Source organism: Candidatus Clostridium radicumherbarum (assembly GCF_045310525.1).
Classification (GTDB): domain Bacteria; phylum Bacillota; class Clostridia; order Clostridiales; family Clostridiaceae; genus Clostridium_AT; species Clostridium_AT radicumherbarum.
Map to the genome: position 1 here is coordinate 285,681 of NZ_JBJHZY010000004.1, position 26,107 is coordinate 311,787.

Consider the following 26,107-nt stretch of genomic DNA (forward strand, 5'->3'; position numbering starts at 1 on the left):
ATAAAATTCCTCCTTAAAAGATAAAATTTAGTTTCTTTTTGTTTTGATATTTATATAATCCTGCTTTAGTTTCTTAAATAATTTAAATTAAATCTATTCAAAGAAATGGAAGACAGGATATTCACATTAAATATTAATGCTCTGCTATAATTTTTAAATTTATAATAGTAAGCATCATAAATACTACCATCTGTACTGCTCCATCAAAAATGTCAAAATACATATGAGCAAAAACAGGTATTCCTATTTGAGCAAACCAGTTTACATGCCCTAAAGACTTATATATAATTTCCATGATTGTAGCAGCAGCAGTCATATTACCAAATAGACGGAGACTAAGAGAAACTGGAAGCAAAACTCTTTCCAATATATTCATTGGTAACATAAAAGCCATAGGCTTTCCATAGCCTAAAAAGTAATGCAGCAATCCAACTTTTCTAATTGTGTATACTTGAATTACACAAAACGAGGTTAATGCCATTCCTAGGGCAACACTATAGTCTACAGTTGGAGGTGTAAATCCTAAAAGTCCTGTTAAGTTCATTACAAGTAGGAATAAAATTAATGAACCAACATATGGTGCAAATTCTACATATCCAGGTCCCATGGTATCCTTAACAAAATTATTAAGGGATACAACAATAGCTTCTAATGCAGATTGTTTTTTACCTGGTATTCTTTTTAAGCCCCTTGTTAGAAAAATGCTTGCCAAAATTAATAAAAGCATAATAATCCATTGTATTATTATATTTGGAGAAAAGCCAAAGGTTTTTCCAAACAATGATACATCAAACAATGGTTTTAATTCCCCCACAAAATCACTTCCTTTCACCTAATAAATTAACAAAGCCATATAAAATTAAAGCTAAAAAATGTGAAGTAAATCCCAACATATATGTAATGATATTATTAACATTATTATCGTAGATAATTATTCCTACAATACAAATAATAATCACTCTTACAAAATTACTTATACTGCCAAGAGCACTGTATTTATTCGATAATTTTAACAAATTACTTCTAGTTACTATACTAGATATAAGAAAATTAATAGCTGCAATAAATAGGCCTAATAAAAAAAAATAAGCTTTTGCCTTAAAAACAAGCTGTACTATCGGAGTTAAAATTATTGCAAAAAATATATCAAAAAAAAACACCTTTTTTAACATATCAGACACTTCTTTAAACAATTAGTTATCACCACATTTCATAGAAAATATTATATACTCTATGATGTATTTAGCAATTTTAATTAAGTGCTAAAACTGACCATTTTGATTAATGTAAACGTATTGAGGCATAAATTGCCATTGAAATCATTGCTAGAGAACTATTACAATAACAATAAAATTCAGTATAATTTTATGAAATTCGTGTAATAAACGCTCCTATTTTCTCAAAATTAATAATAGGAAAAATAGACAAAACACTTAATTACAATATTCTACATAAATCTTAAAATTCCTTTTTATTTTATACTTTTTATTAAATAATATGTATATCTCCCAATATTTTGGATATTATTTTTAATGGAATATTTTACTTAATTATAAAATATACATTAATAAAAATATCCTATAGATAAATTTTACTCTTAAATCATTTAAAATAATGGGAGGAAACATATGAATTACTTTGAAAAAGCAAATGGTCTATACAATACAAAAGATTATTTAAAAGCCATTTCCATGTACAAAAAGGCAATCAAAACTAAGGAAAATGAAGCAGCCTCCTTATATAATACTGCTGTTTGCTTTATTAAATTAAAGCAGTATGAAAAAGCAATACCACTACTAAAAACTGCTATCTTAAGAAGAAGAGATAGTAAGTATTTCTTTAATCTTGGCTATTGCTTTGCAATGTTAAATGATAATAAAAAAGCTTTAATTTATTTTAATGCAGCCTGGGCAATTGATAATGAAGATAGTGATTGTGAAAAAGCAATAAATTTAATAATTAAAAACTATAAAAGACCTTAGCACTTTAACTAAGGTCTTTCTTATACCTGTATCACCATTCACCAGCAATGTTAGCATTCCTATGATCCCGTTCGAAGCGTTTGCTGTCGAAATAATTCCCACCCTTATAAAAGGTTGAGTCTACATTTATCCATCTGCTTTCTTCTGGAAGATAAACCTGATTCCATGCATGGCTTACCCAGCTAACTCCATTAAAACCTTCCCCAGTAAGCAGCCTTACTTTAAGCCCATTAGCTCTTGCCATAGCTACATAAAGACTGGCATAATCAAAACAAATGCCTTTTCTACTTTGAAAAGTTGGAATAGCACCAGATTTAATATTATAATCATTGTTAAGAACTTGCACAGCCTTTTCGTCATCATAGTTTATATTGCTACCTATCCAGTTATACAATATTTTAGCCTTACCTTTACTTGAAGTGCTCTTACTTCCAAGTTCTCTTGCAAAACTATCTATATTACTGTTAGACCTAACACCTTCATCTAAAGTAACTCCATTATAATAAATTATTACCTTCCTATTGTTAATATTTTGTATAGAATTATTAACTTTATCTTGCTGTGATGCATCTTTAATAACAACCTTAAAGGAATTATTTAATACATTAGGAAGCTGCTTTGCTACAGCCGAATTAGTAGCTGGTATAACTACTTCCTTGCAGAGATAATTATATGGCTTTGAAGTTTCCAGATAGTTATTAAACTTGCCTGATATATTGAACATAGAAAACATATTAAGCAAAAATGTTATAAGTAATCCATATACTATTGCCCTTGGAAGCTGAAAAACAGCTCCACTAAATCTTTTAAAAAGATTACTTTTATTTTCCATGAATCTTTCCAGTAAATCTACTATAGGATAAAAAGCTATTTTATTTATTATATCTATAAAGTAGATAATAATTTTATAAATAATAAAAATAATTACTGGAATTAATACTACAAAGTATATTATATTATTACTGTCTACATAATTGAAAAAGTCAATGGGGATTAGCTTTACCATTTGCTGATATATTACTCCTTTGTGTTCTATAAAGGTAGTTTTACACAAATATATCCCAGCAAATAAGGAAATAATAAATGCAATATTACTGCCTACTTCATGGATATCTCTTTTTATATTTAGTGATGAAAATTTATACAAAAATCCTTTTAACACAGGATATATAAATGCCAAAATGATTATAAAAGATATGGGATTAAGCTTCATAATTTTCCTCCTGTATTCCTTTCCCGCACACAACAGTTATCGATTGTTATGTCTCCTGTATTCATATTTTTGTCAAGTGGTCTATTAATTCATCGCTATTTGAAAGCTCAAATTTGCCTTTATTCAATTTCCAATATTGAACCTCATTTTTAATAGCTTCTATATGCTTAATTACCTCTCCATGACAAGTCAAAATAAATATTTGATTATTTTCTGATAGTTCAGTAATAAGCTTAAGAGTATTTTGAACATGTGAATCATCAAAATTTACAAAGGGATCATCAAAAATTATAGGCAATTTTTCTTTAATAGCTTTAATCCTATTAAGCCTTACAGATAGGAAAAGCTGTTCTGCCGTTCCTCTGCTTAACATTGAGGTGCTTTCTTCCACTTTTCCTTGTGCTTCTACTGTTTTAAAATCAGTCTGTAGTAAATTATCACCAGGTAATACAGCTTTATACTCTCCGCTTGTAATTTTACTAAATATTTCACCTGCACCATTTAAAAGTTTATGCTTTGCATTATCTAAAAATTCATTTTGGACTGTTTCTAAAATATATTCTGCTGCACTTAACACTGAATATTTAACAGCCAAGGGTTTGAGGCTTAAACGACCTTCATCAATTAAAACTTGGGCTTCCTGTAATTTGCTTGAAGTAGATAGGCTATCTAGCTCGAATTTAACCATCTGCATCTCTTCTTTTAAATCTTCTAATTTGTTATTTGCTTCCTTTAGCTTATTTTCTGAAATTTCTAGTTCATTTTGAATTTCCGCTTTTACAGGGTAAATATTAAGCATACTATAAAAATACTCTATTGTTTCAGCTTTATCAATATTATAAAGTTTTCCAACTGTTTTAAAAGCACTACAAATTCTCTCACTGCTTAAATTCTTTGTAATATTTTTTTTAATAACTTGAAGCTTACCCTTGAGTTCATTTAGGGCATTAAAAACCTTATACTGCTCTAAAAGCTTTGGTACTAGAAAATCTATTGGTTTATTATATTCCTTAAGTCGTAATTTTTCATTAAGCTTTGCTTCTGAAATTAATAGTTTATCCTTTGCATTTACTAGCAGTTTTGCTTTTTCCAGTTCCTTATCAAGGATTTCAAGACAATTAAAAATCTCCTCACAAGAGGTTAAAATATTGCCCCTATTAGTTTCTTCAAGCTTAATAAATTTATTAACAAGGGCATCCATTCCTTTAAGTTCTATATTAATGGTATCATTGTTTTTTTCTATTTTTTCCTTTAAATTAATTAAATTTCTGATATTGTGCTTTAACTCTTTTATCTCCTTAAAATATTGAAGTACGCCTTGTTCGGTTATATCTTCTTTTATCATAAGCTTCTCTTTATACACTTTATAACTATTCTTTAAATCAGCTTCTTTTATATTAATATTTTTAAGCTTTTGAATATATACAGCTTCTTTGCTTTCAGCTGCTTTTAATTGTAGCTTAAGATTTATTATATTACTGTTTACTTGATTTAAATTACCTTGTTTTATAAAAAAATATAAGACAGCAGATGTAATACCTGTTATGAAGAACCCGTAAGCTATAGCCTTATTAACAAAATAAATTAGTATTCCAGCAAACAATATACCAAAAGATGTAAATAAATAGCTTTTAAAAGAAGAAGCAAATTCATTATTTTTTAAAGCCTTCAGTTCTTTTCTCAAGGTCTCAATTTGCTCTCTTTCAGCCTCTAACTCCTCATTACTTGAATATCTATGTTCCTTAACGTATCTTATTTCTTCAGTTAAGCTAACTAGTTTATCTTCCTTTATTAAATCACTTTCAATATCTAAAATTTGGTCATAACCTTTATTAGGGTTGAAATTTAAAGTTTCCATACCTTTTAAGACTGATTCTTTTAACGTTTCAGAGTCCTTATCTAATGCTGACTGCTCAATAAGTTTCTGCTTAAGACCAGAAATATTTTTTACATAAAATCTTATTTTGTCTTCAAATTTAAGTAACTCAATACTTGAATTTTCATCTTTAGCAATAACATTATCGTTTACTAGTACTTTATTATATGAGTTATAAACTTCGCAATACTCCTCATACAATGACTCTGCACTTTCTATAGCTGGTAAACTATAAAAGTCAAAATCAAAGTTCTTTTCACCTAATATTTCAAGCTCATTATTTAATTTATTTAAGATAATGTAGTCGTCATAGTTATTATCTAACAATTCAAAAACTAATACATGGTCCTTTAAAATATCTATTTCATCTATTTTTAGAATTATATCTTGATTTAACTTAGCTTCTTCTGCCTCTTTAGCTGTAAATATATCCACCTGTTCCAACGCCTCATCCCTATTATTAACACCAGAAAGAAGTTTTTCATAATAGGGTTTAAATAGCTTTGCTTTCGGGTTTCCATTTTTACCGCCTATTTTTTCTTTATCTTTTCTTATATCATCAATTAATTTAGGTACATGAACTATATCACTTATTCCTGCTCCTAGTAAAACCGCCTGAAGTTTTTCTTCATCATTTTTATTGTTAAGTCTTTTAAGCTCATCTAAGGTAATGGTATATAATTGACTATAAGTAAATTTATCAATATCTCCATATAATTTACCTGTATATTTCCTGCTTTCATTTTTAAAGCTTATTTGAGGCTCCTTTAACCCATTAATTCTTAATGAAAGTTTTTCCTCATTTTCATTCTCTAAATCACATTCCAAATAGTATTCGACTGAGGAAGGCCTTAAATTCTTAGGAAATCCAAAAGGCATATTTCTTAAGATATCTAGTAAAGTGGTTTTTCCTGAACGATTTAGTCCTCCAATAACAACTATTTTAGAAGATATATCTTCCATTAAGGCATTTCTATATATGCCTAAATCACCTATGTATAGTCTATTTATTTTCATTACTCTTCTCCTCTTTCAAGCAAAAGGTCTATTATTAGCTGCTTAGCCCGAGAAATTATAGCTTTATAAGTCTCTTCATCTAATTGAAGCTTCTTTATATTCAAATCCTCTTTATCCTTCGATTCCTCCCAAATGGCTCCAAGCTTCTTTGATAATGGATCTTTAAATGCTTCATCCTCAAGACATTTATTGGAAACTAAGTTAATTGATTTTATCATTTCATTATCATTTAGCAGCTCTTCATAAGCTTCAATAGGTTTTCCTACATAAAATTCAATGGAGTTTACATAAATGAAGGGATTTTTCTTTAATAATTTAATATTAAGATTTTCTATTAAAGCTTCCTCTGCCTCTTCTTCTTTTTCATTAATATGTTCGTATATTTCTCCTCTTCCCTCTATGTTTAAGTTAATTATATATCCCTTAGTTAAGCTCCACCTTTCAAGGTACAGGCAATCTATACCAGAAAGCTTATCTTTCTCTGAGTTTGTAAGGTCTTCTAAATTATTAATAATGACATTCTCCAAATCACTTAAATTTTTTACATTAAAATTCTTTATATTAATATTCATATTTTCCCATATAATTGGTGAGGTTTTTATGAATTTTATTGCATTAATATTATTATCTGCTGCCTCTATAAGCACAGCTCCCCCTATACCTTCTTCCCCAGAATCTCTGCCCTGTGGTATTCCTGGATAAATTGCATATGGTGCCTGTCCATTAATCACTTGAGGTTTATGAATATGACCTAAAGCCCAATAATCAATATTTTCAATAGCTTTTAAATCCGTAAATGTACAAGGTATATAGTTATTTGACTTATCAAGCTGTGTATGAAGCATTGCAATAGTAAATATATTGTCCTTTGATAACTTATAATTCTCAAATATTTTTCTGCTATCTGAGGTATCCCTATAGGATTGACCTATTACTTTGCAATAAACATTTTGCTTATTATCCTTTAATTCAAATATTTCTGCTTTTTCAGCACTAAAAATATGTACATTAGAGGGAAGTTTAAAATATTCACTGTTCTCCTTAACAGGATCATGATTACCACCAATGATGAAAACATCAATATTTTCATCCTTAAGCTTCAAGCACTGCTTTACAAAAAAACTATTGGCCTTAATTGATCTGGAATCTCTATCATATATGTCTCCGCTAAGCAAAATAAAATTAACCTTTTCCGCAGCAGCAATATTAAAAATTCTTTCAAGGGAGTCATACACTGCGTTATCTACTATTTTCACTAAATCTTTATTTAAATTTTGTCTTATATGAAGATTACTGCCTAAATGTATATCTGCAGCATGAATAAACTTAAAATTATTTGTCATTCTATTCCCCTTTCTGTGGTCACCAGTGGGTAGTTTATTATTTCCAAACTACCATGTACGCCCATTTAGGATCTTACCTTACTTTTATTATATTATAGCATTCCGTAAACATTTAAAGATACAGTAAAAAAGCAAACCAGTTCAAACCGGTCTGCTTTTTATTATCTACATGAAATCTTTCATAAACTTTCTAGCATATTGAGGCTCCCATTTTCTGTTAATCAAAGGCTTTTCTTTAGTAATATAGGAAAGGGTATCAGTATATTCATCTCTTTCTTCCTTATATATTATCCCAAGAGGTATGCCATTATCCCATTCCATTGCCTTTTTTAAGCTTTCTCCTTTATTTGTAGGATCATAGTCTACTCCAAGTTTATAGGTGTTTTCTTTATACCATTTAAAAGTATTCACATGATTAAAGGTTACACAAGGCTGTAATATATCTACCAAGGAGTATCCCTTATGAAGAATTGCTTGCTTCATAATACTTACCAGGTGTTCCTTATCTCCTGAGAAGCTTCTAGCTACAAATGTTGCACCAGCAGTTATAGCAAAAGCAAGAGGTCTAAAGGCATCAATCATTGTACCATCAAGCTGCATTGAAGTTTTTTGTCCCTTATCTGTTGTTGGTGAGCCTTGACCTTTTGTAAGGCCATATATTTGATTATCATGGACAAAATGTGTTATATCAATGTTTTTTCTTATATTGTGAAGCAGATGATTTCCACCTTCACCGTAAGAGTCTCCATCACCAGAATTAATAATTACTTTCAAATCTTTGTTTGCAAGCTTAATTCCAACAGCTGGAGGCACTGCTCTTCCATGTAGTCCGTTAAAGCCATTTACATTTATATAATGAGGAGTTTTAGCTGCCTGACCTATTCCTGAAGACATTACAATTTCATGAGGCTTAATATCTAATTCAGCTAAGGCCTGCTTTAACGCAGCTAATATGGCGAAATCTCCGCAGCCCGGGCACCATGCACACTCCTCTTGAGTTTCAAATAGATTCAAATCTAACATATTATATCCCTCCCTTAACCTTTAAATAAATGTCATGTGAGCTTAATTGTCTTCCGTCATATTTTAAAATACTGCCTGTTGTTCCTATTCCAGTTTCCATTCTAATAAGTTTTGCCAACTGCCCATTGAAATTCTGTTCTACATTTATAATTTCCTTAGCTGAAGCTGAATACTTTTCTAAAAGCTTAGTTGGAAGTGGATATAAATCTCCAAATACCAAGGTACCTACAGAAATATTTTCATTTAATAACATAGAAACTGCTTCCTTAATGGGTCCATACATTGATCCCCAGCCTAGAAGTAAAATTTCTGGGGCTTCTGCTCCAAAATACTCTGGCTCCGAAAGTTCCTCTTTTAATAGCTGAAGCTTTTTCATTCTTTTATCCATTTGAGAAATACGGACTTCTGCACTTTCAGTTATTTGGCTGTCTTCAGTGTGTTCATCACTGTCTACTAGAACCACTGCACTTTCATATTTCCCAGGAATTATCCTTGGAGATATTCCAGTTTCAGTTATTTTGTATCTCTTATAACTCCCATTCTCCTCCAGAGCCTCACTTCCTGAAATATACCTTTCAATTTCAATTTTATTAAAATCAAATTCCTCTGTAACTGTTACTGTGTCTGCTAAATATTGATCTGTTAGTAATATTACAGGCATTTGATATTTTTCAGCCAAATTTAATGCCCTTGCAGTACTATAAAAAGCATCCTTTACATTTCTTACTGCTAAAACCATTCTAGGTCCTTCTCCATGAGAGGCAGTTAATAAAAAGCTTAGATCACTTTGTTCTGTCCTAGTTGGGAGACCAGTTGCTGGTCCAGGTCTTTGTGAATCAATTAGTAAGAGAGGTGTTTCAGTGATACTTGAAAGCCCGATAGCTTCTACCATTAGTGAAACTCCACCTCCTGAACTTCCTGTTGCAGCACGTGCTCCTGCATAGGAGGCACCAAGGGCCATATTTATAGCGGAAATTTCATCTTCTACTTGTTCCACAATTATACCAGCCTCAGTTTGCTTCTTAGATAGATAGGTCATTATGCTAGTGGCAGGTGTCATTGGATAAGCTGAATAAAAATCTAGGCCCCCTGCCAATGCTCCAAGAGCTATAGCTTCATTCCCATTTATCATAATATGCTTATCCTCGTGGCCTTTAGGAAGTTGAAAATGTTTTTTAGAGGCTTCTTTACCCATTTGAAAGGCTTTTATATTTGCCTCTACTATTTTTTCGTCCCACTTTTTACTAAATAAACTTTCAATATTATTAAACTCTATACCAAAAAGCTCTGCGAGAGCACCAACAGCTGCTGTGCCAAATACCTTTGGATTTCCTGCTTCTTGTGCAATTTTTTTCATAGGCACAGTTAATAGTCTTCCATCTTCTATTTTAATTGTATCGTCGCAAATAATTATCCCCATAGAGTCAAGCCTATCAATATGATAGTCAATAGTATTTTTATCTAATGCTACAATTACATTTAAAACAGGAAAATGTGAATTTATTACTTCATCTCCAAATCTAATTTGTATAAAATTATGCCCTCCACGAACTCTTGACATATAGTCCTTTGATGAATGAAAATAATAACCGCTTTTCTTTAATATTCTTTCAAATATTGCACTAATAGTATCCATACCCTGCCCAGCAGAGCCGCCTATTAAAATGTTATATTTCAATTTAATTCATCTCCTTTAAATATTACATATCTTGATATATATTATTAATTGATAATTATTATCGTTTGATTACATTATATATTACCTTCCTTCATTAATCAATACCTATTAAAATAATATTTACTATAACTTGACATAAAAATTACCTTATTATATGATAAAAAGAGGATTTTAGTGACCTTAATCCTCTCTTTTATGAGAGGTTTTTATTTTATATGGGCATACTTTAGGTGATTACCCATTAAAAATTATTAGTTACAACTACTACTTGTTTATACCATGTGATTGTCATCTTAAATTTGTGACATTATTGGTTAAATATTAATTATAATCTAATGAATTAATTGAGGAGTGAAAATTATGAGTAACAGTAAGATTAGAACAAGATATGCACCTAGTCCAACTGGCTACATGCACGTTGGAAATCTTAGAACAGCCTTATACGCTTATTTAATTGCAAAACATGAAAATGGTAACTTTATACTTAGAATTGAGGATACTGACCAAGAAAGATATGTAGAAGGAGCCGTTGATGTAATATATAACACCATGAAAATGACAGGATTAATTCATGATGAAGGTCCAGATATAGGTGGTCCAGTAGGTCCTTATGTTCAAAGCGAAAGAAAATCTTTATATTTAGAATATGCTAAAAAACTTGTTGAAAAAGGTGAAGCTTACTACTGCTTCTGTTCAAAAGAAAGACTTGATATGTTAAAAGCCAATTCTGAAGCCTTAAAAAGACCATTTAGATATGATAAACATTGTCTTCATTTAAGCAAAGAGGAAATTGAGCAAAAATTAGTTGAGGGTATACCTTATGTAATAAGACAAAATAATCCAACTGATGGGACAACAACCTTTGATGATGTAATATACGGAGCTATTTCTGTTGACAATTCAGAACTAGAAGATATGGTATTAATAAAATCTGATGGCTATCCTACCTATAATTTTGCAAATGTTGTAGACGATCACTTAATGGGAATAACCCATGTAGTTAGAGGCAGTGAATATCTATCTTCCTCCCCAAAATATAATCGACTATATGAAGGCTTTGGCTGGGAGGTTCCTATTTACGTACATTGTCCTCCAATAATGAAGGATGCTCATCAAAAGTTAAGCAAGAGAAATGGAGATGCCTCCTTTGAAGATTTAATAGCTAAGGGTTACTTAAAGGATGCAGTAATGAATTATATTGCTCTTCTAGGCTGGAATCCAGGTACTACTCAGGAGCTCTTTACTTTAGAAGAACTTGTTGAAAGTTTTGATTTTAAACAAATAAATAAAGCACCAGCTATTTTTGATCCAGTTAAACTTAGATGGATGAATGGAGAATATATTAAAAAACTATCTCTAGAAGAATTCCATGAAATGGCTGTGCCTTACTATAAATTAGTAATAAAAAATCCATCTATAGATTTAATAAAGATAAGTAATTTATTACACACAAGAATTGAAGTTTTGGGAGAAATACCAGAACAAATTGATTTCTTTGATGCTCTTCCAGAGTATTCTTCAGAATTATATTTCCATAAGAAAATGAAAACTAATACTGAAAATTCCTTGGAGAGTCTTGAAAGGGTACTTCCTTTATTAGAAGGCTTGGACTCCTTTGATTTTGATACTATTCATGAAAGCGTATTTAAACTTATTGAAGAAATGGGTATTAAAAACGGTGTTATGCTTTGGCCTATAAGAACTGCTCTTTCAGGCAAGGCCTTTACTCCAGGAGGTGCCTTCGAACTTGCTGAAATACTTGGCAAAGAAGAGTCAATAAAGAGAATTAAATTTGGAATTGAAAAACTTAAAAGCCTTTAATAATTTTAGAATTTAAATGGCATGCATATGACTTATTACTTATTTGTTGCAAATGAGTAATAAAATCATATGCATGCCATTTTATTGTATAAGTAATAACTCATATGGGCCATTAATTTTGCTTATCTTCTTGCTTTTCCAGTTATTTTGTCTATTTCAATCTTAACGATGCAGGTTGAATCTATGGCCCTATCAATATATTGAAGCCCTTCAGCCATAAAATCCGGAGAATATTTTTGGGCAATAGCAATAAGTGCTTCTTTCTTTTCATCATTCTTTGCTAAAAATGCCCTTCCGAAGATTATAACACTTTCATATTCAGTACTGAACATATCCGGCAGAACTTTTGTTTTTCCAACAACACAAAAGGAGACTTTTTCATTAGCTTTTATATTATCTAATTTATTACCTTCTATCGCACAATGAAAGTAAATTGCTTCTTTATAATAAACAAAACTTAGCGGAGTTGCATATGGATAACCATTTTCTCCAATGGTTGCTAAAACCCCATATTCTCCACTTTCTAGTATTTTTTCTATATCTTCAGTACCGATTTGTCTATTATTCTTTCGCATTTCTTTAAACATCTAATCACCCCTATTATTATAAAGTTAATCTAATTATATGGAAATATTGAATTTTTTGCAATTAAGAAATGAACATGAAGAAATATTATTTCATTCATAAGTTTTCTTACTTTCAGGTATACATAGAAGTAAGTTTTACTTTAATAATTATCAATTTAATAATTAAATTTAGATTTTTTATTTTCATATAAATTAGTTCCAATATTATGTAGAAGTAATAATATAAATAGTAGATATTTATGTATGATAACTTGAAATTATTTTTAATAAGGCTTTTTAGAGGAGGCTGGGATATGGATGATGAGAATTATAAAAGGAAAATTGCTCTTAAGCGAGCTGAAGAACTAAAAGATAAAATAAATGACTACACAATGATAAAGGATAAAATTCCAAGTGGAAGGTCAACCATTCAAGAAGGTAAGATATTGGAATCAAAAAAAAGGATACTAACTTTACTAAATGCCTCAGAAGCTGACTGGAATGATTGGAAGTGGCAGGTAAGGAATAGAATAAGCAGTGTAGAACTTTTAGCTAAAATAATTAAATTAAGTGAAACTGAACTAAAAAACATAATAAAGGTTCAAAGTAAATATAGATGGGGTATTTCTCCATATTATGCATCATTAATTGATGAAGATATGCTAAATCCAGTAAAGCTGCAATCAATTCCTTCACTCTTAGAGCTAAATGAAGGGGGATGCGAAGACCCAATGGCTGAAGAGTATACCAATCCTGCAGGTGCTGTAACTAGAAGATATCCTGATAGGCTAATTATTAATGTAACTAATGTGTGTCCATCTTTTTGCAGACACTGTCAAAGAAGAAGAAATATTGGTACTGTAGACAGACACCAGTGCAGGGTATCTTTGGAAGAGTCTATTGATTACATCAAAAGTAATCCTGAAATTCGAGATGTTTTGATTACTGGTGGTGACCCATTAATGCTATCTGATCAAATGCTGGATTGGTTACTTGGAGAATTATATCAAATAAGTACAGTAGATTATGTGAGAATAGGTACTAGAGTTCTTGTAACTATGCCTCAAAGAATTACAACAGATCTTATAAACATATTAAAAAAATACGTGCCATTATACATTAACACTCAGTTTAATCATCCTCTTGAAATAACTAGAGAGGCAAAGGAAGCCTGCGACAAGCTTTCTGCCATTGGCATACCATTAGGCAATCAAGCTGTACTGCTAAATGGTATAAATAACGATAAATATGTAATGCGGCTTTTAAACCAAGAACTTTTAAAATGCAGGGTACGACCTTATTATATATTTCATGCCAAAAATGTTGTGGGAACAACTCATTTTAATACTTCAGTAGATGATGGAATTGAAATAATGGAGTATCTAAGGGGATATACTTCAGGTATGGCTATACCTGCTTATATTATTAATGCACCAAATGGCAATGGAAAAACCCCAGTTTTACCTGAATATTTGATATCAAGAGGAAAAGACTATATAAAGATAAGAACCTGGGAAGGAAAAATTTTTGATTATCCAAATCATCCTACACAAGATTTCAAAAGCTTGCTGAATGAAGACGAGTTATAATAAAAAATGACCTATAAGTCTTTCGTAGATTTATAGGTCATTTTTATTATAACTCTATTAATGATCAAACATATAAGCAAAACCTGATTAGTAGAGAAAAAAAAATATAAAAAGGCTGTAAATCTACAACTCAACATCCTCAAAAAACTTTTTCCAACCTTTAAATCTATATCCCCTATCATCTATATAAAGAAAGCCTCGAGGCTTACCAAATACAATTCTGTCAAACTCAATATTATTTTTATTAAGCCATTCAATAGTTTCGTCCTTTTGAAAATTAAATCGTGAGGTATATAGTATTATTTTAAAACCCTTCTGCTTTAGCATCCTAATAGCCTCTACCGCATCATTAATAACCATCCTATCTATTAGCGGGGTATTCCTATCCTCAATTGCCAGTACACTATCTATATCTACTACTAATGTTCTATTATACTTCTTTCTTAAATCTATTTTATTTTCCATAAGCTTCTCTCCTTATTGCCTAAGCATCGGTATAAGCTTTCTTAGATCAACATATGTCGCCGAAGCTTTAAATATGATAATACTGCCTGGTATTATATTATTTAACAGTGTCTCTCTAACGCCTTCAATGGTCTTAAAGTAATAGATTTTATTTCTGTCCATTCCCTCTTCAACTGCACCATTCAAATATTCTTCAGCCCATTTTCCTACCGCAAATAGATATTGAGGATTTAACCTTCCAATTTGCTTACCAATTTCATAGTGAACCTTCCGAGCATAATCACTTATATCATCATCAGGATTTTCCATGTCTCCCATGGCTAGTATAACAGGACGACCCTCAGTAAAGTATGGTATTTCATTCAAAAGCATCCTGGTACTATCGGGGTTTGCATTATAATTATCATTTATAATAATGGTGTCTTTAATCCCTTTCAGTATTTCCATTCTTGATGAAAAGGGTTTGAAATTAAGCAGCCCCTTTGCTATATCTTCGGTCGAAATACCCATCTTCAGCCCAACCATGATGGCAGCAAGTGCATTTGATACATTATATCTTCCGACGGTATTTATAGTGCAATCCAATATCCCATCATTGAAGTGGGCTTTGAAGGTTGTAGTAAAATTTTTTGAATTTATATCTGAAGCCCATATATCACATTCTTCTGAAAAGCCAAAGGTTAATACCCTACCCTTGAATCTTTCCACAGGAAATCTACTGCAATTTTCATCTGAGCCATTAATAATCAAGTAACCATCCTCTGACAGATATTCCAGCATCTCAGCCTTTGCTTCAATAATTTCATCAATGGACCCCATCCTTGCATAATGCGATCTATTGATGCCTGTCACAACTCCAATATATGGTCTTGTAATACTGCTAGATCTGCTCATAACCCCCCTTCTTTTCATAGCGGCCTCAACTACAGCTGCTTCGTGAAAATCTTTTATACCTGTAATCTGTGCAACTATGGCTGAGGTGGAATTTAAATTGGCATAGCCAACCAACGTAGGCATACTATACTGAAGAATAGCACCTATCATGTCCTTGGTTGTAGTTTTACCAGAGCTCCCTATAACCTGTATTATAGGAATATCAATTTGTGTTCTATAGAGCCTTGCCATATTGAAATATGCAGAATCCAGTACTAACACACTAATTATTCCAAGTCCCGCATGTGACCACTTCTCAATAGCAAGGTTTTGATTTCTGGTCACAACAATTCCTATAGCTTTCAGGTTATTCAATTCATTTATTAGAGCATCTTCATCTCCCCAGTCTTCATACATAAAATATAGTGATCCTTCACTAACCCTACTCATTCTATTTGCGAAGTTTTTTACAATTTTATCATTATTCCAAGTTACAATCTTGCCTCTAATAGCCTTCGAAACCTCTTCAAAGGAGAAACCATTTGGAATCATTTTATACACCTCCAATCCAACCATAAATCCAATTATAAACTCTTTTCAAACAAGAATTTCGCATACTTAAAAATCGATGTAGCATGAGGGAAAATTACTTCTGGATCTGTATATCCACTATTTAGCGATTTAAGCCAGGATCCTCCAAAAGCATCTACGATGGTTGGATTCAAGAATTTATCAGGCCTTGCATTGGCTTCGATAAACCATATATTACCATATACATCTATGGCCATATCCATTCCTATTTCTCCGTGTGTTCCAAATTCCTTTTCAATATAAATTGCCAGGCTTACTGCAGCATCAACCAGTTCATCTCTACTTGGCACTTTTCCCTCATTAACAGAAAGACTTGGATAAATTTCTTCATAAGTGGCAAGTTCACCACCAGCAGATATATTTGTTATATTCAGTTTCTCCTTTGCTATCCTGCAGGCGTTTAAATTGGATCTCCAAAATCCATTCTCATCCTTTTGCAGCAACATCCGTATATCAAATTTTCTTCCCTTAAAGTCCAATAATCTTACCCCCTGCTGTACAATAAACCTTTTTCCCTGGATGAAATTGTTAATAAAATCTTCAACCTTAGCTATATCATCAAATAACATAATCTTTAACCCATTATCATAGAAATTCAGCTTAAATTCATTATCTTCTTTTTCTATTGATAGAACTTCTTTACCGCAAGACCCATAAAAAGATTTTAAGAATATAAATCCATATTGCTTGAGCATGAGAACAGCATCCTTAGAACTTGTGTAACGTTTTGTTTCCGGAATGTACTTTTTTACTTGCGGATGCTTTGATAAAGCTTTATATAGCTGCCACTTTCCAAGACTATTTCTATTGTTTATACACTGGATATGATACCCATTTCTAAATTGCTTTCTAATTTGATTGGCCTTAGGCCTTTCCTCCGCACTGTGACCTACAGCCCTGTCATACAGAATATCCGGCATAGGCATCCATAACTTTTTTCCCTTCCCTGTTGATGGTAGAATGGTATAGCCATAAATTTTTTTCTGTGCCCAATTGATATTTTCCAAAGAAAAATAATATACAAAACAATTCTCAGCAAATCCTCCGCGGATATGCTGTTCGGAATAAAAATGTCGATTCCCTTCTGAAATTTTATTAAAGAATACCTGTGTCACGAATATCCCAACTACAGGTCCCAAATAAATATCTTTATCAATATTTTTGATATTTAATGTTATATCTTCAACCAAGGTAAGATCTTTAAATACAATCTTTGAAAAAAACATACAGTTTTCTTCAGTCTTGCCCGGTAATATATAAGCATATTGATTGAGTTGTCCAAAATGAACATTATACATTATTTCTGGGGATAAGTTAAATGCGTTAAATATATCTACTGGAAGTATACAAGTATTATAATTAACAACCTGTACCATCTCCTTAACTTGGATATCCATTAATGTCACCTCACAAAACTAAAATTATCTTACAGTTTCATTCAGAGTCTATTACATTATATTCCGATTAAATGTTATGGTGCTTAAACTATTAGCCTACATTGTTGTCACTTTATGTTTTAACAGCATATACTGGTTAATGAAAATCTAAATATTGTTTGAATTTTCTAACTCAAATCTTCCCAAAAGCGTCTGTTGGGGAGATATCATTTCCTTATAAAAAGATTTCTTAGTTATTATATGGCTTTTTGGAGGTGTAAATAATAGTGGATAACTATGTTAAGATATCCTATTTGGAATCCTTAGATAATTACTCTTGTTTCTTAACAAATGAACAATTAAAATTCTTTACATTGGAAGACTTATCTTCTCCGCTTTTTCTAACCATTGGTTCTTCAAAGCTTAAGTTAAACAAGATTATCTCTGACAATAACAATTTCAATCCTAATAAGCTATGTTTTTCAAAGGACTTGAAAAGGATTATAGGTATACGAGAAGGTACATCAATACAATTTAGAAAATTGGATAAAAACCATTTAGAAATAGGACCGTTAATTGGAGTCTTTATCAGTACAAAGAAAGTTGCTAACCTGATTAATGGAAGTACAGACTCAGTTTATGAACAACTCTTTTCTGTAAGTAAAAATTTGAATGGAATGTGCTGCTTTTTCTCTATCGGAGATATTGATTGGAACAGCAAACAGATAAAAGCTTTGATATTTGAGGATTTGAAGTGGAAAAGCTGCATTATACCGCTACCTAAAGTAATCTATGACCGGTGTTTTGGCGACTATGCCCACAAGCATTCCACAGAGCTTAGGCAGAGATTAGGAAATGGATATAGTATTATTAACAGAATACCTAAACTTGGGAAGTGGGAAACTATAACAGCCTTAAATAAAAATTCAGCATTAATTGAATCTATACCTGAAACAGTATTGTTCAAACAGAATGATGATATAAAGAGAATGCTTAATAAATTTCACAGTGTCTATTTTAAACCAGATTTACTATATAAGGGAAAGGGTGTTTTCCGCATAAGCCCTGGTGAAGGCAGCAGTTATATAGTTGAGTATAGAGATGCTGATAACAATGTTAATGTTGTCAAATGTTTAGATAATCTTGATAATTTGAAGGACCTAATCATGGATTATTCAATTAAAGGCGGAGGATATATTATTCAGAAAGAAATCCATAAGGCTGCTTATAAGAATGTTCCCTTTGACTTTAGGCTTCTATATCAAAAGAATTGGAAAGGAACTTGGGAACCTACAGGAATATCTGTAAGAATGGGTGCAGAGGGAAGTGTTATCACCAGCCCCCGTAGTGGCGGAAGCGTTGAACAATTTTCAACAATTTTGAAAGAAGTTTTTAACGAGGATATCTCTACAAAAGGCGGACTGTATGAAAGGGTAATAAAAATAGGAAGAGAGGTTGCACAAACCATAGACCGGGAATTTGGAGATTGCGTAGAGCTGGGATTAGATATGACTATTGATATGGATTCTAAAATTTGGATTATTGAGGTGAATGGAAAACCTTTAAAAGTAAGTTTGAAGTGGTTGAATGACCCTCAAATTATTAATCGGGCTTATAACAGACCTGTTGAGTATGCAATTTACCTCACCGGCTTTAAATCAGCTGATACGGTCGCACAAGTCAATTAATAGAACAATCTTTAAATTATATTTATGATTAGTAAATAACAGCCTAAAAGCAAAGCCTCAGAATTTTATATTATTCTGAGGCTTATAAATTATGTGTATAAAATTAACACTTTTAAAATTAATTACATATATTGAATTATAATGCAATTATCATAAATAAGTTGATTAATAATGGTTTTTTGGAGGTGAACAACAGCTTGGCCGACAAGGTTACCGTAAATTATGTAGATTTAGAGGATAAGGGAACCTGTTATCTGACAAATGAGCAATTGGATTACTTTGGCTTAAATGGTTCTACGGAATATATCATTTTTGTACTAGGCACAGCTAGTGTTTATCTTAAAAAAGTTATTGTAGATAGCAATAAAATGAATTCTTACAAATTATATTTATCTAAAGACATAGAAAGTCAACTATATCTAAAGCAAGATACTGTTTTACAAATAAAGAAGATAGATGATGAACACTTACAAATTGGGCCATACATTGGAATCTTTATTAATCAAGAGAAAATTAAACTTTTGACTAGCGGGAAAAGTGTAACTGAATATACACAGATTAATGCGGCATGTAAATGCTTAAATGGATTAAGCTGCTTTTTTTCTCTTGAGAATATTGATTGGAATAAAAAGCTTGTTCAAGGATTAATAAGAGAGAAGTCAAGATGGATTGTTCAAACCTTACCACTGCCTTTAATAATATATGACCGCAATGTAGAGAATAACTGCCGCGTTGAAAGCATTGAGCTCAGAAAAAGATTAGAAGGTATTTGTAAAATTCTAAATCCAATGGCTAAGCTTGCAAAATGGGAGACTATAAAAGCTATTGAAAAAAATTCCAAACTATTTTCTATTATTCCAACAACAATAAAATATAAGAATTATAATGATTTAGAAAGTTTTCTCAAGTTATACCCAAGTCTATACTTGAAGCCAGATTCTCTAAGTAAAGGAAAGGGAATTTTTAGGGTTAGTAAAACTCAAAATCAAGAATATAAAATTGATTACAGAACTTCAGAAGCAAATCATACAGTAAGCTTAAAGAGTCTTAGGAATTTAGAAATTTTAATAAGCCAATACTGGGAAAAGGGAGATGGCTATATTATACAACAAGAGATTAACAAGGCTATCTTCAGAGGGAATACTTTTGATTTTCGAGTGTTATTTCAAAAGGATTTTCAGGGTGTTTGGCAATTAAGTGGTGCAGCAGGACGTATTGCAGAAAAAGGAAGCATAATCACAAGTCCTAGAAGTGGAGGAGCAGTTGAAGATTTTGAGACTATATTAAAGGAAGTGTTTGATGAAAATCTTACAAGACCAAATGGTTTGTATCAGAATATAGTTAATCTTGGAAGAGAAATATGTTTATCCTTAGAGAATCAATTTGGAGATTGCATTGAATTAGGCTTGGATATGGCAGTTGATATGAATAAAAAGATTTGGCTTATTGAAGTAAATGGAAAGCCTTTAAAAGTAAGTTTAAAACGCCTGGGTAACAGTGAAATTATTGCTAGATGTAATAAGCGCCCAATTGAATATGCTGTAAAGTTAGCAGGTTTTGTTTCAGAGGAAACATATGGATAATAAAAATATTAAAAAAGACAATTTTTATAATATGCAGAAAGTCCGCCTGGACACTGAAAGCCTTATTCTCTGTTTGGTAGCAGATTATTTTCTTATTCAAAGGCGCAATGTTCCATTTGCTAGTGCACTATATTATATCTTATCAATTGCCATGAATAATGAAATATATAAACAAAACTTGCTGCGTAAAAAGAATAAACTAGATAAGGAGGGTAAAGTGATTATGACTAATGCTGCTAAAAATAATACTGATGGAAACAATATTCAGTATGGAAATATATTTAATTTTGATAAAGTAAGCTTGCCCATAGATGAATGTGAGGTTCCTTCTAATGATATACATGCTCAAAGCTTTAGTATAGAGAATAAATTAGATAAGGAAGGCATAGAGATTATAAGAATTGATGATAAAGATAAAACTAATGAAAACAACTTTCAATCTTGGATAGATATTACGATAAATGATGATAAAAATAAGACTGATGAAAATAACTTTCAATCATGGATAGATATTACGACTAATGATCATAAAGATAACACTAATGAAGATAACTTTCAATCTTGGATAGATATTACGACTAATGATCATAAAGATAATACTAATAAAAATAATTTTCAATCTTGGATAGATATTAAGGCATCTGATGATAAAGATAACATTAATGAAAATAACTTTCAATACGGGAAGACATATTATTTTGATAAATCAGGTTTGCCAATGGATGAAGATGATGTTCATAGGGCTGATTCTGAATGTAAAAAGATAATTACAACTTGCTGTCATATGCAAGCACCAAGAGGATTTATACTAACTGATTGTATACCTGAAATGTGTTTTAATTTGGCAGGGTTGTCTTGCATCAAAAATCCCATTATACAAAAAGTAACTCTACCAGCTTGTGAATGCGAGCATCCAAAGCAATGTGAAATAGTAGCAGGATATGAAATTATTGCAGTTGGGGAGGTCAATTTTTCTATAAGTCTTCCTATTCGTCCCATAAGTGGTTTTTGCTCTACAACACATTCCCATATTTGCTGCTTAAGCACAGTTCCCATAAATAAGGTTATATCTCATACTTGCTGTCCTAAACCCTGCGCGAATAATGAATCATGTGTAGATTGGAGTTACGCCTATTATTGTATAACTCCAGCTGAGGATAACTGTGGTCCATATATTGGAGTCAATATGGGAGTTGCCTTAGAATATACAGGTGAATGCGAATGTGATGAAGAATAATAATCATTAATAACTATTTACTTTAAAAAATTGTTGACACAAATAAACTTTTGCACTATTATTGTTTTAATGTAGGGATAATTTAATAAATAAACTATGATAAGGAATAGTAAAGATAATATCTTTTACAGAGAGGAAGCCGTAGGTGGAAGGTTTCTAAAGATAAATTTTGAACCCGCCTTTGAGTTCTGCACTTAATAAAATGCAGCGGCTTTCTGCCGATAAATAGACTTAAGAGGATGCTTATGCATCAATTAGGGTGGTACCGCCGAAAATTAGCCTCGGTCCCTTTTTAGGGATTGGAGGCTTTTATTATATAAAAATTCAGGAGGAAGATTATGAGTAAAGAAAAAGAGAAAAAATTAGTTGAAGCAATTACTCCAATGGATGAAGATTTTGCTCAATGGTATACAGATGTTGTAAAAAAAGCTGAATTAGTTGACTATGCAAGCGTAAGAGGCTGTATGGTTATAAGGCCTTATGGCTATGCAATATGGGAAAACATACAAAAAAATTTAGATGCTATGTTTAAGGAAACTGGTCACGAGAATGTATATATGCCAATGTTTATTCCAGAATCCCTTCTTCAAAAAGAAGCTGACCATGTTGAAGGCTTTGCTCCAGAAGTAGCTTGGGTAACTCATGGAGGGAATCAGGAATTAACAGAAAGATTATGTGTACGTCCAACTTCTGAAACACTGTTTTGTGACCACTATTCTAAAATAATTCAATCTTACAAAGACTTACCAAAGCTATACAATCAATGGTGTTCAGTTGTCAGATGGGAAAAAACCACACGTCCTTTCCTTCGTACAACTGAATTCCTATGGCAGGAAGGTCATACAGCTCATGCTACAGCTGAGGAAGCTCAAGAAGAAACTATAAAAATGTTAAATGTATATGCTAGACTATGCGAAGAATATTTAGCTATACCTGTTGTTAAAGGTCGAAAAACTGACAAGGAAAAATTTGCAGGTGCTGAGGCTACTTATACCATTGAAAGCTTAATGCATGATGGAAAAGCACTTCAGTGTGGAACTTCACATAACTTTGGTGATGGTTTTGCAAAGGCCTTTAATATTCAATATGCCGATAAGAATGGTAAGCTTCAATATGTACATCAAACCTCTTGGGGTATGACTACTAGACTAATTGGTGCACTAATAATGGTTCATGGAGATGATAGCGGCCTTGTACTACCACCAAAAATTGCTCCAACACAATTAATGATTATCCCTATTGCACAGCATAAAGCAGGAGTGCTTGAAAAGGCTGCAGAAATTAAGGATACATTATCAAAGGTTGCAAGAGTTAAAATGGATAACAGTGATAAAATGCCAGGTTGGAAATTCAGTGAATATGAAATGAAGGGAATTCCTCTGCGTCTTGAAATTGGTCCAAAGGATATTGAAAATAATCAAGCTGTTTTAGTTAGAAGAGATAATCGTGAAAAAATAGTAGTTTCATTAGAGGAATTAGAATCTAAAGTCCCAGAGATATTAGAGGATATTCAAAGATCCCTATTAGAAAAAGCAAGGACTGCACAAATCACAAAAACAAGCATCGCAGCTAATATGGAAGAGTTTAATAAAATATTAGACAGTAAGCTTGGCTTTGTTAAGGCTATGTGGTGCGGTGACAGAGCTTGTGAAGATTCTATTAAAGAAGCAGCAGGAGCTACTTCAAGATGTATGCCTTTTGAGCAGGAAAGTGTAGCAGATACTTGTGTTTGCTGCGGAAAACCAGCTAAAAAGCTAGTTTACTGGGGTAGAGCATATTAATAAAAAAATGTGCCTTTATGTAAAATTAATTTTGCATAATGGCACTTTCATATTATAAAAACTTTCCTACAGCATTTTCATCATCAATGTCTATAAAAATACCTCTATCTTCAATTTCAATCTGTAAAACATCTTCAGGATTATTCTTTATTATATCTCTTGCTCCTTTGTCTCCTTCGTTATTTAATAGGTCTTTAAAATATTTTTTGCCAATAATAACTGGATTTCCTCTTTTACTTTCATTTACAGGCACTACTATGTTTTTATTACTCTTTATGAAACCGTCATAAAGTATATTTATTATATCACTGCTTACAAAAGGCATATCCCCGAGAAGTATCATAACAGCCTCTCCCTTAAAGCCTTGAAGCCCCTTTATAATAGAAGTGCTCATACCTGTTTCATATTCTTCATTTTGAAACTTTATAATATCTGTAAAAATATCATATTTACCAGTTATAAACACAAGTTCATCTAGTTTAGATGCCTTAGCATTCTCAATTACCCTTTGCACAATTGTACTGTTTTCTATTTTAATAGCTAGTTTATTATAGCCCATTCTGCTTGCTTTACCTGCTCCAAGAATTATTCCTCTTATAAACATTTTTAATCACCTTAAATTATACTTCAGTAAAAATATCTACAAAGTCAAATTTTTCATAATTAAAAATACCCCTTGTAGTAATTTTTATATCAGGAATAACAGGAAGTGACATAAAGCCTAAAGTAAGGAAAGGATCAAAATCTCCTTTTACACCATGCTCCCTTGCAATTTTAGACATGCTCTTAACTTTTCCTGCTACAATATAAGGGTCATCTGAAGTTATAAGACCTCCAATAGGAAGACTTAATTCCCCAAGCACTTCCCCCTTAGACACAATTACGGTTCCACCCTGCAGCTTTATAATAGTATTCACTGCAAGTGCCATATCTTCATCATTATCTCCTATTACAATAATATTATGTGAATCATGGGCAATGCTCTGAGCTATAGTACAATTTTTAAGTCCAAAGCCTTCTATAAATCCAACTGCTTTTTTCCCAGTATTTTTATGTCTCTCGAATACTGCAATTTTTAAATATTCATCACATTCTATTGCTTTTACAATACCATTTTCATCCCTTACTTTTCTTTTACCTATTCTAGTTTCCACAGAATGAGGAACTAGCTTTATGGTATTTACATATTCTCCCCTTAACTTTATTTTAAAATCTTCTGAAGTTACACTATTAAGATTAACAGAAGAGCCAAGATTATAGGTAGAATAGGTTATATCTTCATCATATATTTTCCCTTGTTTTAAAACACTTTTAATTTTAAGTTTATTTAAATCTTCAAAAATAACTAAATCTGCTTTATAGCCTGGTGCAATTGCTCCTCTATCTCTTAAGCCATAACACTGTGCTGCATTATAGGAGGCAATGGTATATGCCTTAATTGGATCTAAACCTTCTTCAATAGCCAGCCTTATTGAATTATCTATGGTACCCTCTTCAATTAAATCATGAATATGCCTGTCGTCAGTACAGAATAAAAATCTGCTATAGTTATTGTTATTTACACCAGGTAAAAGATCCTTAAGGTTTCTTGTAGCAGAACCCTCCCTCAGCATAACATACATTCCTCTTTGTACCTTTACTAATGCCTCTTCATAAGTTGAACTTTCATGATCTGTTTTTATATGGGAGCAAAGATAGGCATTAAGCCACTTCTCATTAATACCTGGGCAGTGACCATCAATAAGCTTATTTTCAAAAGCCTCAAGCTTTTTTAGCATTTCAGTATCACCGTTTATTACTGCTGGAGAATCCATAACCTCACCAAGGCCCAGAACTTTTTCCTCATTTATATAACTTTTTAAATCCTCGGCTAAAAGTACTGCGCCAGAATCCTCAAATTTAGTGCAAGGTACGCAGGAAGGAAGCATAAAAAACAAATCCATAACACTTTTTTTACTGTTTTCCAGCATAAAATCTATGCCTTTTTTGCCTAAGGCGTTTGCAATTTCATGTGGGTCTACAACTGCTGTAGTTACTCCTTTCCTGATTAAAAGGTGAGAAAATACCTCAGGTGTTACCATTGAAGATTCTATGTGAACATGAGCATCAATAAATCCTGGTGCAGCATAAAGTCCACTGCAATCTATTTCATTAGTTCCATTATATTTGCCAATACCAACTATTTTATCACCATTAATTGCTATATCATTTTCTTCAATCGTTTGGCTAAACACATTTACTATTTTTACATTTTTTAGTACTAAAGGCGCAGCCATATTACCTGCAGCTATTGCAATATCATTTTTTAAATTAAGCATTACTCTATCCCCCCAAATAAGATTGTATACTTCCCCTATTATAAATATTTTCTCTATTATATCATAATATTTTAACTATGCCATATA

At 31.8% G+C, this 26,107-nt stretch carries 20 protein-coding genes and 1 other annotated feature; of the genes, 7 read left to right on the forward strand and 13 right to left on the reverse strand.

What is annotated here, in order from left to right:
- Positions 1 to 133: 133 nt before the first annotated feature.
- Positions 134 to 814 carry a F0F1 ATP synthase subunit A gene (locus ACJDUH_RS17360; protein WP_406766469.1) on the reverse strand — a complete coding sequence of 227 codons (681 nt, stop codon included), beginning with the start codon at positions 812 to 814 and terminating at the stop codon, positions 134 to 136.
- A 4-nt stretch (positions 815 to 818) separates the two neighbouring features.
- Complete coding sequence (locus ACJDUH_RS17365) at positions 819 to 1,193, reverse strand: hypothetical protein (protein ID WP_406766470.1); 375 nt, start codon at positions 1,191 to 1,193, stop codon at positions 819 to 821.
- A 435-nt stretch (positions 1,194 to 1,628) separates the two neighbouring features.
- Between ACJDUH_RS17365 and ACJDUH_RS17370 the strand changes: the two genes are divergently transcribed.
- On the forward strand, positions 1,629 to 1,982 hold the full coding sequence (locus ACJDUH_RS17370) for a tetratricopeptide repeat protein (protein WP_406766471.1): 354 nt from the start codon (positions 1,629 to 1,631) through the stop codon (positions 1,980 to 1,982).
- Between the two features lie 31 nt (positions 1,983 to 2,013).
- Here the strand turns inward: ACJDUH_RS17370 and ACJDUH_RS17375 are convergent, their stop codons facing one another.
- The 5 genes from ACJDUH_RS17375 to ACJDUH_RS17395 form a co-directional block, all read right to left on the reverse strand.
- A complete protein-coding gene (locus ACJDUH_RS17375) occupies positions 2,014 to 3,195 on the reverse strand; it encodes a transglutaminase-like domain-containing protein (RefSeq protein ID WP_406766472.1) in 1,182 nt (393 codons plus the stop codon).
- Between the two features lie 61 nt (positions 3,196 to 3,256).
- The gene (locus ACJDUH_RS17380; RefSeq protein WP_406766473.1) at positions 3,257 to 6,088 is read right to left on the reverse strand and encodes an AAA family ATPase; all 2,832 of its coding nucleotides are present in this window, start codon (positions 6,086 to 6,088) and stop codon (positions 3,257 to 3,259) included.
- Positions 6,088 to 7,431 (reverse strand): metallophosphoesterase family protein, encoded by a 1,344-nt coding sequence (locus tag ACJDUH_RS17385; RefSeq protein ID WP_406766474.1) that lies wholly within the window; start codon positions 7,429 to 7,431, stop codon positions 6,088 to 6,090. Before ACJDUH_RS17385 ends, ACJDUH_RS17380 begins: the two co-directional genes overlap by 1 nt.
- Positions 7,432 to 7,596: 165 nt before the next feature.
- Positions 7,597 to 8,454 (reverse strand): 2-oxoacid:ferredoxin oxidoreductase subunit beta, encoded by an 858-nt coding sequence (locus ACJDUH_RS17390; protein WP_406766475.1) that lies wholly within the window; start codon positions 8,452 to 8,454, stop codon positions 7,597 to 7,599.
- 1 nt (position 8,455) lies between these two features.
- Complete coding sequence (locus tag ACJDUH_RS17395; RefSeq protein ID WP_406766476.1) at positions 8,456 to 10,132, reverse strand: 2-oxoacid:acceptor oxidoreductase subunit alpha; 1,677 nt, start codon at positions 10,130 to 10,132, stop codon at positions 8,456 to 8,458.
- Positions 10,133 to 10,492: 360 nt separating this feature from the next.
- On the opposite strand from ACJDUH_RS17395, the gene gltX reads away from it, so the two are divergent.
- Complete coding sequence (gene gltX / locus ACJDUH_RS17400) at positions 10,493 to 11,953, forward strand: glutamate--tRNA ligase (RefSeq protein ID WP_406766477.1); 1,461 nt, start codon at positions 10,493 to 10,495, stop codon at positions 11,951 to 11,953.
- A gap of 122 nt (positions 11,954 to 12,075) precedes the next feature.
- Here the strand turns inward: gltX and ACJDUH_RS17405 are convergent, their stop codons facing one another.
- Positions 12,076 to 12,540, reverse strand: coding sequence for a pyridoxamine 5'-phosphate oxidase family protein (locus ACJDUH_RS17405; protein WP_406766478.1), 465 nt, complete (start codon positions 12,538 to 12,540; stop codon positions 12,076 to 12,078).
- A gap of 293 nt (positions 12,541 to 12,833) precedes the next feature.
- Here ACJDUH_RS17405 and eam point away from each other — a divergent pair, with 293 nt between their 5' ends.
- On the forward strand, positions 12,834 to 14,108 hold the full coding sequence (gene eam / locus ACJDUH_RS17410; RefSeq protein WP_406766479.1) for a glutamate 2,3-aminomutase: 1,275 nt from the start codon (positions 12,834 to 12,836) through the stop codon (positions 14,106 to 14,108).
- A gap of 123 nt (positions 14,109 to 14,231) precedes the next feature.
- Here the strand turns inward: eam and ACJDUH_RS17415 are convergent, their stop codons facing one another.
- The 3 genes from ACJDUH_RS17415 to ACJDUH_RS17425 are packed head-to-tail and all read right to left on the reverse strand — an operon-like array spanning position 14,232 to position 17,434.
- Positions 14,232 to 14,573 (reverse strand): LNS2 domain-containing protein, encoded by a 342-nt coding sequence (locus ACJDUH_RS17415; protein WP_406766480.1) that lies wholly within the window; start codon positions 14,571 to 14,573, stop codon positions 14,232 to 14,234.
- 12 nt (positions 14,574 to 14,585) lie between these two features.
- A complete protein-coding gene (locus ACJDUH_RS17420; protein WP_406766481.1) occupies positions 14,586 to 15,998 on the reverse strand; it encodes a UDP-N-acetylmuramoyl-tripeptide--D-alanyl-D-alanine ligase in 1,413 nt (470 codons plus the stop codon).
- Positions 15,999 to 16,030: 32 nt separating this feature from the next.
- Entirely contained in the window at positions 16,031 to 17,434 is a 1,404-nt protein-coding gene (locus tag ACJDUH_RS17425) for a YheC/YheD family endospore coat-associated protein (protein WP_406766482.1), read from the reverse strand.
- A gap of 266 nt (positions 17,435 to 17,700) precedes the next feature.
- On the opposite strand from ACJDUH_RS17425, the gene ACJDUH_RS17430 reads away from it, so the two are divergent.
- The 4 genes from ACJDUH_RS17430 to proS all read left to right on the forward strand — a co-directional run bounded on the left by ACJDUH_RS17430 (position 17,701) and on the right by proS (position 23,702).
- On the forward strand, positions 17,701 to 19,101 hold the full coding sequence (locus ACJDUH_RS17430) for a YheC/YheD family endospore coat-associated protein (protein WP_406766483.1): 1,401 nt from the start codon (positions 17,701 to 17,703) through the stop codon (positions 19,099 to 19,101).
- Positions 19,102 to 19,298: 197 nt separating this feature from the next.
- Positions 19,299 to 20,684 carry a YheC/YheD family endospore coat-associated protein gene (locus ACJDUH_RS17435; RefSeq protein ID WP_406766484.1) on the forward strand — a complete coding sequence of 462 codons (1,386 nt, stop codon included), beginning with the start codon at positions 19,299 to 19,301 and terminating at the stop codon, positions 20,682 to 20,684.
- The gene (locus ACJDUH_RS17440; protein WP_406766485.1) at positions 20,677 to 21,921 is read left to right on the forward strand and encodes a hypothetical protein; all 1,245 of its coding nucleotides are present in this window, start codon (positions 20,677 to 20,679) and stop codon (positions 21,919 to 21,921) included. The genes ACJDUH_RS17435 and ACJDUH_RS17440 overlap by 8 nt, the downstream gene beginning before the upstream one ends.
- Before the next feature lie 87 nt (positions 21,922 to 22,008).
- Positions 22,009 to 22,214 (forward strand) — a binding site (T-box leader).
- 45 nt (positions 22,215 to 22,259) lie between these two features.
- A complete protein-coding gene (proS, locus tag ACJDUH_RS17445; RefSeq protein WP_406766486.1) occupies positions 22,260 to 23,702 on the forward strand; it encodes a proline--tRNA ligase in 1,443 nt (480 codons plus the stop codon).
- Between the two features lie 52 nt (positions 23,703 to 23,754).
- Here proS and ACJDUH_RS17450 read toward each other — a convergent pair whose 3' ends face one another.
- Both ACJDUH_RS17450 and ade read right to left on the reverse strand, forming a co-directional pair.
- On the reverse strand, positions 23,755 to 24,306 hold the full coding sequence (locus ACJDUH_RS17450; RefSeq protein WP_406766487.1) for a nucleotidyltransferase family protein: 552 nt from the start codon (positions 24,304 to 24,306) through the stop codon (positions 23,755 to 23,757).
- Positions 24,307 to 24,322: 16 nt separating this feature from the next.
- A complete protein-coding gene (gene ade, locus ACJDUH_RS17455; protein ID WP_406766488.1) occupies positions 24,323 to 26,020 on the reverse strand; it encodes an adenine deaminase in 1,698 nt (565 codons plus the stop codon).
- Positions 26,021 to 26,107: the final 87 nt, after the last annotated feature.